The following is a 13,011-nucleotide window of genomic DNA, read 5'->3' as shown; positions in this document are numbered from 1 at the left end:
ATGGCAGAAAAACTGTTAGAAATTAAAAATTTAAAGCAGCATTTCCATACAGCAAGAGGGACTGTAAAAGCAGTTGATGGTGTCTCATTTGATATTTATAAAGGTGAAACACTTGGACTTGTAGGTGAATCTGGATGTGGAAAGTCGACAACTGGCCGTTCAATCATAAGACTTTATGATGCGACAGATGGTGAAGTTCTCTATAAAGGAGAAAGCGTACACGGAAAGAAATCAAGACAAAAAATGCTTGAATTTAACCGTCAAATGCAGATGATTTTCCAAGACCCATATGCTTCACTTAACCCTAGAATGACAGTGCTTGATATCATTGCAGAAGGGATTGACATTCATGGTCTTGCGAAAACAAAGCAAGCACGTAAAGACCGTGTGTATCAATTGCTTGAAACGGTTGGCTTGAATAAAGAGCATGCGAATAGATACCCGCATGAATTCTCAGGCGGTCAAAGGCAGCGTATTGGGATTGCTCGTGCGTTAGCTGTTGAGCCGGATTTCATCATTGCCGATGAGCCAATCTCTGCACTAGATGTGTCGATCCAAGCGCAGGTCGTCAACTTAATGAAAGAATTGCAAGAAGAAAAGGGCTTAACGTATTTATTCATTGCCCATGACCTTTCCATGGTGAAATATATCAGCGATCGTATCGGTGTGATGTATTTTGGGAAATTGGTTGAGCTGGCACCAGCGAATGAATTATATGAAAACCCGCTTCATCCATATACAAAATCATTACTATCTGCGATTCCGCTTCCAGATCCTGATTATGAGCGTAACCGCAAACGGATTAAATACGATCCATCTGTTCATAAAGGAACAAATACGGAATTTCGTGAAGTGAAGCCAGGTCACTTTGTCAGCTGTACTGAGGAAGAATTCAAAGAGATCAAAGCAAAACAATAAGAACAGAGAAGAAGCACTGCTAGTCAGTGCTTCTTTTTATTTGGTTTCACATCTTAGAAAGTGCCACTCATCAACGAAATAAACTCACAATATTAGAAGCACTATTAATAAGGAGTTTAATTCAAAATAAGGGAAAATATGATACGCTTAAGTTATGGATTTTGAGTTGTATACTATTTCGTTGGGGGAAGAGAATTGAAAAAAATCACCTTATCAAATGGAGAAACAGTTGAAGTGGAGTGTCTTAGTTGTGCATTAACGAATGGATTAGTTAAACCAGAAGGTGGCGTGGTTGTTGAAACAGAGCACTTTCACGCCCATCAAGATGTTGCTTATCCAATTAGAGGATTAATTATTTTAGCTTCAAAAAGACACATCAAGTGTTTAGATGATTTAACCCAGTCCGAAAGACTAGATTACATAGACGTATTAGCAAGGATAAGAAAAGCACAAAGAACCGCTTTAGGGATTGAGCATGTGTACTATTTTTACAACGAAGATACAACCCATCATTTTCATACTTGGATGGTTCCGAGATATGAATGGATGTATAACTTCGGACGTTCAGTTGAATCAGTCCGACCAGTATTACTTCATGCTAGAAATGAAATGAATACCAAAGAAAATGTTGAAGAAGTTAAAGAAGCCATCGACATTCTGACCAAAGAATTAAATAAATAAGGCTTTTGTTGTTCTTAAATATCAACAATAAACTTTAACAAACCTCTATATTTAATGGAAATTATGGTGATTTTTAAAGAGAGAGCCTAGGAGGAAATAAGATGTCTAAATGGAAGGCTTTTCGCTATTCATGGTTTCATTTTATGATCGTATTCATGCTTTTTTCAACGTCTTTTTTGAAGAAACCAAACGGAGGACAATGGTTTCTTTCGTTTATGGTGCTCATTTGCATCATTTCGTTTTCGGTTGAATTTGCTGTGTATCGGCGCACGAATAAACAGAAGGAAGAAGTCCGGCGTATGAAGTACCTTTATTTCATCATGTTTCAGATCGCCATGACACTTCTTTTGTTTACTTGCTTTCAAATGCTCATGAATCGTTCGATATAAAACTTTTTTGCTTTCTCTTGAAAAAAAGTGAAACCACCAATGGCATTGCTGCGTCTTACTAGTACAGGCGTTTAAATAGCAGGAAATCGGGAATAGATAAGGAAGTGGTTCTTAACTACATCATAAGGAGCGGATCCATGAATTGGTATGAAAAGCTCAGTGAATACTTCCCGATAGAAGAAATGAAGTCAAAAGAGCATATGGAAGCTTTATTAAAGGAAAGAAGTGATATTTATCATAAAGAAGAAGGGCCTCATCATGTGATGATGTACGCTGAATTTGATTCTTTCATCTTTATTGATTATTTATTTGTTTCCAAGGATGCAAGAGGTGAAGGCCTCGGCTCAAAGCTCATTCATAAGCTGAAGGAAAAAAGAAAACCGATCTTGCTTGAGGTCGAGCCTGTAGATGAAGATGATGCAGATACTGCAAAACGCCTAAAGTTTTATCAGAGAGAGCACTTCAAGCATGCTGAATCAATTGGTTATAAACGCAGGTCACTTGCAACGAATGAAGTGAACCGCATGGAAATTCTTTATTGGTCGCCTCGTACAGATCATGAGGAAGAAATGATGGAGGCCATGAGAAAGACGTACGAAAGAATCCATACGTATAAAGACGAAGAATGGTATGGACAATCGTATGAGGATGTTGATGATGTGCTGAAGCTCGTTGAAAATAGAAAACAAAAAAATATTTTCGATCATCTCGACTAAATGAGAATGTTCAGACTTCAAACATCTGCACAAAAAGAATGAAATTGTCTAGTTTTTGTCACAAAAATTGCAAGAAAATCTGTTCACACTTACTTTTTTATAGTATAATCACTATAAAGATTACTTATTTAGAACAATTTTAATTTAAGAATACAGATCAATATTCATTCTACAAATTGAGGAGTGAAGATTTATGGTAACATTATACACATCACCAAGCTGTACATCATGTAGAAAAGCAAGAGCGTGGTTAGAAGAGCACAATATTCCATACCAAGAGAGAAATATCTTTTCTGAGCCTCTTTCAATCGATGAAATCAAAGAGATTCTTCGTATGACGGAAGATGGTACAGATGAAATTATCTCAACACGTTCTAAAGTATTCCAAAAACTAAATGTAAATGTTGAGACAATGCCGCTTCAACAATTGTATAAACTAATCAATGAGCACCCTGGTCTTCTAAGACGTCCAATTATTTTGGATGAAAAAAGACTGCAAGTTGGGTACAACGAAGATGAAATTAGACGTTTCCTTCCTAGAACGGTTCGTACATTCCAACTTCGAGAAGCTCAGCGACTTGCTAACTAATAGACAACACGAAAAGCTGCCGATCATTTGGCAGCTTTTTTTATTTATTTTCAGCCGTTTGTTCGTAAAAGAGACTGGCTAAAATAACGGTTGCGACGGTTAAAAAAGGAAGCAACAATTCAAGTGTTGTATGCTGCGCCATAAATTCATTTAGTTTTACATCACGGACAATCATTTCTCCGCCAGTAAAAGCTAAAAGGGCACTCCCTCCGTATAAAAGAATCGGAAACTTGGTTAGTGCTGCATGAATCAGCTTACTCCCCCAAATAATAATCGGAACTGAAATCATTAAGCCAAAGGCAGTGAGCACCATGTTCCCTTTAGCTGCCCCTGCAACAGCGATCACATTATCAAGTGACATAAAAAGATCTGCAATCACGATGGTCTGAACAGCACGCCAAAGGGAGCCGCTGCTTTTAATCCGAATGGATTCTTTCTTTTGTTCAATTAACAAATTGTATCCTATATAAAGGAGAAAGAGACCGCCGATAAATTGCAAATAGGGGATGGTCAATAAATAAACGGCAGCACCAGTCATGGTGATTCTCATCAGCACTGCCAAAAGTGTGCCGATCCATATGGCTTTGTTTCGTTTTTCATTTGATAAGCTTCGACTGGCCATCGCAATGATTAATGCATTATCTCCGCCTAATATGAGGTCTATGCCAATAATCATCAGTAAGGATACGATCCACTCTGTTTCCATCCAGTTCACCTCATTTCACTAAAATAGCTCGTACAACCAATATATGAGGACAATTCAAATATATGTTTCTGCAAGTTTTCTCTGCAAAAAATGCGTTTTTATTTCTTTTATTCATGTTTTATCATAAAATAGACAGTACACAGCAATACCTCATTTCTTTAAATGGTTAACATGTAGACGGAACGGGTAAAGTGTAGTAAAGTACTATTAATTGGGAGCTTGTATGTCCCTTCAACATCTTATATAGAAGGGAAGGTTGGCAAAATGGAAATCGAAAGAATAAATGAACATACAGTCAAATTTTATATTTCCTACGGTGATATTGAAGATCGCGGTTTTGACCGTGAAGAGATTTGGTATAATCGTGAGCGCAGTGAAGAGCTGTTCTGGGAAGTGATGGACGAAGTGCACGAAGAAGAAGAATTTGCAGTAGAGGGACCACTTTGGATTCAAGTACAGGCACTTGATAAAGGTCTTGAAATTGTCGTGACAAAAGCCCAACTTTCTAAAGATGGACAAAAGCTCGAATTGCCGATTCCAGAAGATAAAAAAGATCAAACAGATGAAGAAAGTTTAGATGCTCTGCTTGATGATTTTCATAAAGAAGAGCAAGATCAAGAAGATCATAATGAGAAGGACAAAAAACTTCAACTTCAGTTCGTATTGAAAATGGATGACTTTGAAGATTTGATTGCACTTTCTCAATTAAATATGCAGGATTTTACGACAAGTTTATATTCGTTTGAAAACCGTTATTATCTATATGTTGACTTCCACGAGGATTTGTCAGATGAGCAGGTGGAGAATAAGCTTAGTATTCTGCTTGAATATGCTCATGAATCAGTGGTCAGCATCTACAGACTGCAAGAATACGGTCAGCTGATTGTCAAAGAGAATGCGCTTGAAACGATTCAACAGCACTTCTCGTAACAACCAAAAGTCGATTTCTATAGAGGAATCGACTTTTTTATCTGAATGAAAAAGTAAATAAAGTGATCGGCAAGGAGAAAATGAAATGAGAAATGTAGTCAAAGTTCTATTTTTTCTTATCATTACGATAGGTGCTTATTTGATTATCCAAATTTTTGCCGGTGATCTAGCGGTAAGTGTATTAAGTTCCGTCAGTGTTCTATTCACTTTATCGATTATCTTCATCGGGTTTGTCATTTTCTTAGAAAACAGAAATCCCTCTCAAACGATTACGTGGCTTGTGCTGCTTGGGAGCTTTCCGCTTTTCGGGTTTTTGTTTTATATTTTCTTTGGACGCAATATTAAAAAGCGCAGACTTTTTGAAAAGAAAGCGGTACTGGATGAACAGCTTGTCCAGGAAGATGAACGTATCCACAGAGAAGCAATTGAAAAAATGACTCATATGGGTGACCATCAGCAGCTCTTATTTAAGCTGGCCCACAGACTTGGACATACCCCTATTACGTATCGCACATCCTCTAAAGTTCTGACCAATGGAGAAGAAACGTTCTCTCATATTTTTGAAGAGATCAAAAAAGCAACACATCACATTCATCTAGAATATTATATTCTCCGTCATGATGATCTGGGACAAGAATTAAAGGACATTTTAATCGAGAAAGCAAAAAGTGGTGTGATTGTCCGCTTTTTATATGATGATGTAGGCAGCCTAAAACTCTCCCGTCAATATATTGCTGACTTAGAAAAGGCTGGCGTGCAGATCGTTCCGTTTTTACCAGTGAGACTGCCCTTATTAAATAATAAAATCAATTTCCGAAATCACCGGAAAATCGTGGTGATTGATGGAGAAGTAGGATTTGTCGGCGGACTTAACATTGGGGACGAATATATGGGTAGAAGCAGACAATATGGATTTTGGCGTGATACACACCTGATGATTAAAGGTGAGGCCGTTCGTGATTTGCAGCAGATTTTTATGCAGGATTGGTATTACATGACCAACGAAAGGTGCTCGGGTGTGGATTATTTTAAAGATTTCAGCCATATGGAGAGTCGAGCAGAAGGCGTACAAATGATTGCGGGTGGTCCTGATAAACAGTGGGAAGTCATTAAAAATCTTTTTTTCTCCATGATTATCTCCGCCAAAAAATCAATTTGGATTGCTTCACCTTATTTTGTACCTGATGATGATATTTTGTCCGCACTGAAAATTGCTGCGTTGAGCGGAGTCGATGTACGAATCATTGCGCCGAAAAATCCAGATAAACGCATCGTATTTCATGCGTCCCGTTCATACTTCCCCGAACTTTTAGAAGCAGGTGCGAAGGTATACGAATATGATCAAGGCTTTATGCATAGCAAGTTTATCATTGTGGATAGTGAGCTAGCATCAATTGGTACAGCAAATATGGATATGAGAAGTTTTCATCTGAACTTTGAAGTGAATGCTTTCCTTTATAAAACAAAAAGCACAGAGAAGCTGGTCAACGATTTCTTAGGTGATTTAGAGCAGTCGCATGAAATTGTTCCAGAAGAATTTGCGAAGAGACCTTTGAGGGTGAGGCTGTTTGAATCAACGGCAAGATTATTATCACCACTTTTATAAAAATTGTATTTTCCCCCTTTTCTAAAAGGGGGATTTTTGATTTTACTAAGGGAAAGTAGGTTGAAATCGTGTTTTGACACGGTAAAAGTTCATTTTCCATATTCGCTTTCTTGTGAGAGAAAAAGCTATAATACGGTCATCAAAGAGCAAGGGGCGAAATATATGAATGCAGCGATCATGGAGAATGGCAAGCTGGTTCGCATCACACAACATCTGACTAAAAGGCGGCTAGAGCATGTAAGAGCTACGTGCAAATTTTACTGTCCTGAATGTAGGCAGGAGGTTCTATTAAAGCTAGGTGAGCATCGTGTCCATCATTTTGCACATAAACAGCTCTCGGCATGTCCATTAGCGTCCACCGGTGAAACAGCTTATCATCAGGCAGGGAAAATGGCTCTTAAGGATTGGCTCACGCAGCTTGGATATGATCCGTTACTAGAGAAATATGTTTCAAACATTCAGCAGCGCCCTGATGTGACCGTTGCTATAGAAAATAAAAGCTATGCCATCGAATTTCAATGTGCAAATATTTCGTGGAAAGAGCTACATAAACGAACGGAAGGTCTCCATGCTGCGGGGCTCTATCCTATATGGATCATAGGGGCGAATCGTTTAAAACGAATGGCTGGCCAGCTCTTTTCATTCTCCTCCATTCATTGGGGAATTTTAAGGCAGTCAAAGAATAGGAGACTCATTTTTTATTGTCCGATCCAAAATAGATTCATCCACCTGGATCAACCTCTCGTGTTTCAGCCAACGAAAATATGTGCCTCAATGACCGTTAGACCGCCTTCAGCTTATCGCCAACTACCAGCACTCTTATCTGTTTCCTCGAGCAATCATCAATTGTATAAAGAGTGGCTCAAGTGTATTCGGCAATTTAGGGAGCGGCCACCCCGCATTTTAGCAAATGAAAGCAAGCGTTTAAGAACCATTTTTTATGAGCATCATCAAACAGCATGGCCATTTCTACCGACAGAATTATTTATCCCCCTGACAGAAGCATATATCTTTTCAAGCCCTGTTTATGTGTGGCAAGGATGTCTTTATGATTGGATGGTTAGAAAGGGAAAAGAACAAGTGACCATTCATCTACTTTTAAAAGAAATTAAGCGATGTGTCCAGAATAAAGAAGTGAAGCTCCGATATACCAATGTCACAATAGAAGAAATCAAAGGGGTGATCATTTCATATGTACGGGCGCTTGTGAATCTAGGGTTTTTATACATGACGAAAGAGGGTAATTATCAAGTAACGTCGAATCAAAAGCCTATACAAACAGCAGATGAAGCGATAAAACGAGATGCTTTCTTATTTCATTAGCATGTTTCATGCCCACTTTGATCATGATAAGAAAAAGGTGGTGCTGCTATTGAATAGAAAGAAACGCTTTTTTCTCATTTTTTTAGTTTGTTTGGTATTTATTTCTGCATATGATTTGACAAATATAGTTCAAAACAAAGAAGATAAATACAACACCAATTTCTTTCACTTTCCGAAAGGTTGGTTCAACACAACTCATGCAAGGGGGATTCATATGACTTCACAAAATAACAACAATCATTTACCAGACAGAAGCGAAGTAAAAGAAGAAAACAAATGGCGCCTTGAAGATATTTTTGAAAGTGTCGATTCTTGGAATAAGGAATTCGAAGCTGTAAAAAAAGAAATTCCGAAGCTCGCCCAATTTAAAGGCAAGCTGGCCCATTCTGCTGATGTCTTGTATGAAGCCCTAACATTTCAGGATCAACTTTCTGAAAAGCTTGGTAAGCTTTATACATATGCGCACATGAAATACGATGAAGATACAACAAATTCATCATTTCAGGCTTTAAATGATAAAGCATCCAATTTATTTACACAGCTGTCTAGTACATCTGCCTATATTGTTCCGGAAATTTTATCTATTCAAGAAGATAAGCTGCAGCAATTTATTTTGGAAAAAGAAGAATTAAAACTTTATTCTCACGCTCTCGAAGAAATTAACAAAGAGCGTCCGCATATTTTAAGTGAGGAGCAAGAAGCTTTATTAGCTGAAGCCTCTGAACCTTTATCAACATCATCCACTACGTTTAGTATGTTTAATAATGCAGATATTTCGTTCCCTTCTGTTAAGGATGAAAATGGAGAAGAAAAGAAAATTACTCATGGCAACTTCATTACCTTTTTAAACAGTGATGATCGTGAAGTGAGAAAGAATGCTTTTAAAGCCGTTTATAAAACGTATGATCAATATAAGAATACTTTGGCGTCTACACTCAGCGGCTCGATTAAAAAGGATAATTTTTATGCGAAAGTACGTCATTACAAATCTGCAAGAGAAGCAGCGTTATCACGCAACAGTATTCCTGAAGAAGTGTATGACAATCTAATTGATACAGTTCATCAATATTTACCGTTATTACACCGCTACATTGAATTGCGTAAAAAGGTATTAAAGCTTGATGAAGTGCACAATTATGACTTGTATACACCATTAGTAAAAGATGCTGGCATGAAGCTGACGTATGATGAAGCAAAGGATTATATGCTGAAAGGGTTAGCGCCATTAGGAGAAGAATATGTTTCGGTATTAAAAGAGGGACTCGAAAATCGCTGGGTAGACGTTTATGAGAATAAAGGGAAACGAAGCGGCGCGTATTCTTCTGGAAGCTATGGTACGAATCCTTATATCTTAATGAACTGGCAAAATAATATTGATAATTTATTTACACTGGCTCATGAATTTGGTCACTCTGTTCATAGCTACTATACAAGAAAGCATCAGCCATATCCGTACGGAAACTACAGCATTTTTGTAGCGGAAGTAGCTTCTACAACAAATGAAGCATTACTAGGTGAATACTTACTCAATCATTTAGAGGACAAAAAGCAGCGCTTGTATGTGCTCAATCACTTGTTAGAAGGATTTAGAGGGACGGTATTCAGACAAACGATGTTTGCAGAGTTCGAGCACCTGATTCATGTGAAAGCGCAAGAAGGGGAGGCATTAACGCCAGAGTTTATGACGAACCTGTATTACGACCTGAATAAGAAGTATTTTGGCGACGGTATGGTTGTGGATAAGGAAATCGGATTAGAATGGACGCGAATTCCGCATTTCTATTACAACTATTATGTGTATCAATATGCGACAGGCTATAGTGCGGCTCAGGCATTAAGTAAACAAATTTTAGAAGAAGGGAAACCTGCGGTTGAGCGCTATACAGACTTCCTTAAAGCAGGAAGCTCTGACTATCCAATCAACGTGCTGAAAAAAGCTGGTGTAGATATGGCATCGAAAGAGCCAATTGAGGCAGCATGTCAATTGTTTGAAGAAAAATTAAAGGAAATGGAAGAGCTCATCTCAAAGACTGGTGAGTAACGAGAAGACTTCTGTTAGATGTGTGAGTGCAAACTCACCTTTTGGCAGGAGTTTTTTCTTGAAATAAAAAAGACCAGATTGTTGACAAAGGGCTAAAATGAACTTGATTTTAGCCCTTTGACTTCTTTTTAGCGTGATAGAAAACCTTTGCAGGCTAGAAAGGCCGAGTACTGGAGCGGAGCGAATTTGACATTCGTGAGCACCAGCACGCAGGACTGACACCGAATGCGAGGGTTTGCCTACACGCTAGACCTCGTCTATATGAACGAGGTTTGTATTACGCTTTAAATCCTTTGAAGGTTTTTCGGTGATTCATTCGATAGAGTGTGAAGAGAATGGAAGCGAATAGGAGTGGAGATGTCAGGTAAAGAGGCAGCATCTTCATTAAGCCTAATATATTTAAACAGAAACATAAGCCAATGGCAACAAGTCCAATGGTTGTGCTGCGCATGCAGATCCCCCCATTTTTTTGTTACTTTCACTATATGAAAGTGACAGTCCTCTTATGTTTTGTGACAAAAATATGAACATATAGTATATCGGTTGTCATAAGTCGACAAAATTTGATATACTACAGATGTGAAATTAATCACATACAAACATTACCCCTTTGTTTGACCGTGAAAAATTTCTCCCATCCCCTTTGTTGTCGTTAAGACATAGTGAAACCGCGCTTATCCCGGCGCGGTTTCTTCGTACTTATAAATAGAACAAGTGTTCTTTTGGGGGTAAAGAAAAAAACATGGGTCAGCACCCATGTTCATTCTCACAGCGGTAGACATCAAGATCTGAATGATTGTCTCCTTCTGTATAACGCCAAAACATTTCCTGATGTACTTGTACACGTTCTACCTTTTTAGCGAATGCGAGCTTTTTCATCTCGCGCTCAACTTCTTCAAGGGTCAGGTCATATACAACGGCAATTTCTTTTGCTGATGCAAATTGAAAGTAAGCGATAAACCATTCAATTGGCGGTCGTTCTGAAGGTGTTGGTTTTTCGCCAATCATTTCAAAGAGAATTTCCTCGTAAATATCATAAGAATATGCACCTGAAATCTTTAATCCTTCTTCACCATTTATCGTATTAAAAAAGGCGAAAGTGGGAAGCTCAGACACATCCATTTCAGCTGCGATTTTCATATCACATTGGAGTGCTTTGACAGCACTTTGAGAATGGATATCTCGCTGGAACTCTTCAATGTCCAGTCCAGCCGTTTTTGCATTTTCTAGCAAGACTTGTTCACTGGTGACGTCCTGCTGATGGCAAAAAAGCGATTCTTGAATGAGTCGTAAAAATTTCATTCCGCATTTTCTGCCCTGAAGTTCAGCTGCTTTTAATGCAAGAGAGGCGAGATAAGGTGATGTCACAATTTGTTCAGACAGCATTTGTTCTTTTTTGGTCTGAGTTTTCGTGGCAAATTTCCCCCACGCTTCTGTTAGTAAATGTTTTTTTCGTTTCCGGTTCAAAGCATTAATACTAGAACTTGTAACCGTTCGTAAAGTGAAGAAACGGCCATATTTCATTTTCAACTTTTTAATTGATGGCTCTAATAACCAGCAGTCCGGGCTGAGAGGATCAATGAATACATAGATTTCAATCGGCTTTTGAGGATGTCCGTGACAATGTGAGAAATATTGCTCATGCGGATTGCAGCTCAAGATCGTCCGTCCTTTTCAGGTATTTGGTTGACCATGTGACGAGCCGTCAAAGACAGTCGCTCAAATAAAAAGTCACGAATATCGCCGGTTAGTCCTACTTGATCCATTGCATCCTCCATGCATTCAAGCCATGCGTCCGCTCGCTCCTCAGTAATCGGAAAAGGGAGATGTCTCGCCCGTAGCATTGGGTGACCATGCTCCTCAGTATAAAGCGGCGGTCCGCCTAAATATTGAGTTAAGAACTGTTTTTGTTTTCTTGCTGTTTCTTTTAAGTCATCCGGGAAAATAGGATGAAGCAAAGGATGACACTTTACATTTTCATAAAAAGTATCAACAAGTTGCGATAGAAGTTCCTCTCCAACCGCTTCGTAAGGTGCGTTAAACGATTGTACCATGTTGACTACTCCTTTAACTCGTAGCTAATAGGATGGCTCACCCTATTGCGAATTTCATGTATTTCAAAAGTGATATTCAGTTTGTTCTATTTTGTTGTTTCTATTCTTGTATACTTATTTTAACAACCTCTACTCAATTCCACAAACAAACCGCTTTGGTCCTTTGGGAATAGTGAGGGAGACAGGGTCCGTGTTCAATTGACCATATCATAACACATTCAGTCAAAAAAGGGTGAAAAGCGACATACAAAAAACCGAAGAGGTTATTCTCTTCGGTTTAGGCGAAATATTGAGCTGTGATTTTCTTTACATAATTTTGTGTTTCTTTAAATGGAGGAATGCCTCCGTACTTATCTACATTCCCTGAGCCTGCGTTATAAGCGGCTAAGGCAAGTGAGACATTTCCATTATATTTTTGCAGCATTTGTTTTAAATACTTCGTTCCGCCTTCGATGTTTTGGGCTGCATCAAAGGCATTGTTCACGCCAAGTGATTTAGCAGTAGACGGCATAAGCTGCATCAGTCCAAGTGCACCAGCATGGCTGACAGCATTCGTGCGATAACCGGATTCTTGCTTGATCACTGCGTGGATCAGCTTTTCTGGAACTCCGTGCTTTTGAGCCATTTGTGAGACGATCTGATTAATCTCTTTTGATGAAGAGCCTGAAACAGCTTTTTGAAGCGGCGGTGTGTAGCTGTTATTTAAGACGTTTCCAATACCATTTGCGGTATTCAATTGGCTGTCATTTGCATAAAGAGACTGAGATTGAAGCTGTTCACTGCCCGCTATCGCAGATAAATATGGATTCATGCGTGCATATTGCGTGTTCGGAGACGTTGATGGGTCCGATCCCATGAAAGCAGAAATGGAAAGCGGGAGACGAGATAATTCTGATCCGCCTAAAAAATCTTGCAACAGCGACTGGAATGAAGTCTCAGCGCTTGATTCTTGTCCAGCTGTGAGTTGTGTTTGTCCATTATCAGATTGTAACGTTTTGAGTGCTTGAAGCTGCATAAAGGATTGAAGTTGATTGACGTTCATCATGTTCCTCCTTCAA

At 38.8% G+C, this 13,011-nt stretch carries 14 protein-coding genes; 9 read left to right on the top strand and 5 right to left on the bottom strand.

Annotation, left to right across the window (positions count from 1 at the left end):
* The 5 genes from M2369_RS14635 to spxA all read left to right on the top strand — a co-directional run bounded on the left by M2369_RS14635 (position 1) and on the right by spxA (position 3,293).
* Positions 1-918 carry an ABC transporter ATP-binding protein gene (locus M2369_RS14635; RefSeq protein WP_024720064.1) on the top strand — a complete coding sequence of 306 codons (918 nt, stop codon included), beginning with the start codon at positions 1-3 and terminating at the stop codon, positions 916-918.
* A gap of 195 nt (positions 919-1,113) precedes the next feature.
* A complete protein-coding gene (locus M2369_RS14630) occupies positions 1,114-1,599 on the top strand; it encodes an HIT family protein (RefSeq protein WP_259254758.1) in 486 nt (161 codons plus the stop codon).
* A gap of 101 nt (positions 1,600-1,700) precedes the next feature.
* Positions 1,701-1,988 (top strand): hypothetical protein, encoded by a 288-nt coding sequence (locus M2369_RS14625; RefSeq protein ID WP_160757909.1) that lies wholly within the window; start codon positions 1,701-1,703, stop codon positions 1,986-1,988.
* Between the two features lie 137 nt (positions 1,989-2,125).
* Positions 2,126-2,704, top strand: coding sequence for a GNAT family N-acetyltransferase (locus tag M2369_RS14620; RefSeq protein WP_039167347.1), 579 nt, complete (start codon positions 2,126-2,128; stop codon positions 2,702-2,704).
* A gap of 193 nt (positions 2,705-2,897) precedes the next feature.
* Entirely contained in the window at positions 2,898-3,293 is a 396-nt protein-coding gene (spxA, locus tag M2369_RS14615) for a transcriptional regulator SpxA (protein ID WP_003211421.1), read from the top strand.
* A 40-nt stretch (positions 3,294-3,333) separates the two neighbouring features.
* Here spxA and M2369_RS14610 read toward each other — a convergent pair whose 3' ends face one another.
* Entirely contained in the window at positions 3,334-3,999 is a 666-nt protein-coding gene (locus M2369_RS14610; RefSeq protein ID WP_007499010.1) for a TerC family protein, read from the bottom strand.
* 264 nt (positions 4,000-4,263) lie between these two features.
* On the opposite strand from M2369_RS14610, the gene mecA reads away from it, so the two are divergent.
* From mecA to pepF, 4 genes are all read left to right on the top strand, one after another.
* Positions 4,264-4,929: an adaptor protein MecA gene (mecA, locus tag M2369_RS14605; RefSeq protein ID WP_008348474.1), complete on the top strand. Its 666-nt coding sequence runs from the start codon at positions 4,264-4,266 to the stop codon at positions 4,927-4,929.
* 85 nt (positions 4,930-5,014) lie between these two features.
* Complete coding sequence (gene cls / locus M2369_RS14600; RefSeq protein WP_008348473.1) at positions 5,015-6,535, top strand: cardiolipin synthase; 1,521 nt, start codon at positions 5,015-5,017, stop codon at positions 6,533-6,535.
* Positions 6,536-6,697: 162 nt separating this feature from the next.
* The gene (locus M2369_RS14595; RefSeq protein WP_041507587.1) at positions 6,698-7,858 is read left to right on the top strand and encodes a competence protein CoiA; all 1,161 of its coding nucleotides are present in this window, start codon (positions 6,698-6,700) and stop codon (positions 7,856-7,858) included.
* Between the two features lie 214 nt (positions 7,859-8,072).
* Entirely contained in the window at positions 8,073-9,899 is a 1,827-nt protein-coding gene (pepF, locus tag M2369_RS14590) for an oligoendopeptidase F (RefSeq protein WP_282706805.1), read from the top strand.
* Positions 9,900-10,176: 277 nt separating this feature from the next.
* Here pepF and M2369_RS14585 read toward each other — a convergent pair whose 3' ends face one another.
* The 4 genes from M2369_RS14585 to M2369_RS14570 form a co-directional block, all read right to left on the bottom strand.
* Positions 10,177-10,350, bottom strand: a complete 174-nt coding sequence (locus M2369_RS14585) for a hypothetical protein (RefSeq protein WP_008348466.1) — start codon at positions 10,348-10,350, stop codon at positions 10,177-10,179.
* 296 nt (positions 10,351-10,646) lie between these two features.
* Positions 10,647-11,558, bottom strand: coding sequence for a ClpXP adapter SpxH family protein (locus M2369_RS14580; protein ID WP_007499002.1), 912 nt, complete (start codon positions 11,556-11,558; stop codon positions 10,647-10,649).
* Positions 11,555-11,953, bottom strand: a complete 399-nt coding sequence (locus M2369_RS14575) for a globin domain-containing protein (protein WP_007499001.1) — start codon at positions 11,951-11,953, stop codon at positions 11,555-11,557. The genes M2369_RS14580 and M2369_RS14575 overlap by 4 nt, the downstream gene beginning before the upstream one ends.
* Before the next feature lie 277 nt (positions 11,954-12,230).
* On the bottom strand, positions 12,231-12,995 hold the full coding sequence (locus M2369_RS14570) for a lytic transglycosylase domain-containing protein (RefSeq protein ID WP_008348461.1): 765 nt from the start codon (positions 12,993-12,995) through the stop codon (positions 12,231-12,233).
* Positions 12,996-13,011: the final 16 nt, after the last annotated feature.

The organism is Bacillus sp. JUb11, assembly GCF_024807925.1.
Taxonomy (GTDB): Bacteria; Bacillota; Bacilli; order Bacillales; family Bacillaceae; genus Bacillus; species Bacillus altitudinis.
The sequence above is the reverse complement of the archived record's forward strand: the minus strand, read 5'-3'. Positions and strand labels throughout refer to the sequence as shown.

Bases quoted from the DNA above. Each gene is read 5' to 3' on its own strand.
- M2369_RS14635 (WP_024720064.1), top strand. From the start codon at position 1: ATGGCAGAAAAACTGTTAGAAATTAAAAATTTAAAGCAGCATTTCCAT.
- M2369_RS14625 (WP_160757909.1), top strand. From the start codon at position 1,701: ATGTCTAAATGGAAGGCTTTTCGCTATTCATGGTTTCATTTTATGATC.
- M2369_RS14620 (WP_039167347.1), top strand. From the start codon at position 2,126: ATGAATTGGTATGAAAAGCTCAGTGAATACTTCCCGATAGAAGAAATG.
- spxA (WP_003211421.1), top strand. From the start codon at position 2,898: ATGGTAACATTATACACATCACCAAGCTGTACATCATGTAGAAAAGCA.
- M2369_RS14610 (WP_007499010.1), bottom strand. From the start codon at position 3,999: ATGGAAACAGAGTGGATCGTATCCTTACTGATGATTATTGGCATAGAC.
- mecA (WP_008348474.1), top strand. From the start codon at position 4,264: ATGGAAATCGAAAGAATAAATGAACATACAGTCAAATTTTATATTTCC.
- cls (WP_008348473.1), top strand. From the start codon at position 5,015: ATGAGAAATGTAGTCAAAGTTCTATTTTTTCTTATCATTACGATAGGT.
- M2369_RS14595 (WP_041507587.1), top strand. From the start codon at position 6,698: ATGAATGCAGCGATCATGGAGAATGGCAAGCTGGTTCGCATCACACAA.
- pepF (WP_282706805.1), top strand. From the start codon at position 8,073: ATGACTTCACAAAATAACAACAATCATTTACCAGACAGAAGCGAAGTA.
- M2369_RS14585 (WP_008348466.1), bottom strand. From the start codon at position 10,350: ATGCGCAGCACAACCATTGGACTTGTTGCCATTGGCTTATGTTTCTGT.
- M2369_RS14575 (WP_007499001.1), bottom strand. From the start codon at position 11,953: ATGGTACAATCGTTTAACGCACCTTACGAAGCGGTTGGAGAGGAACTT.
- M2369_RS14570 (WP_008348461.1), bottom strand. From the start codon at position 12,995: ATGAACGTCAATCAACTTCAATCCTTTATGCAGCTTCAAGCACTCAAA.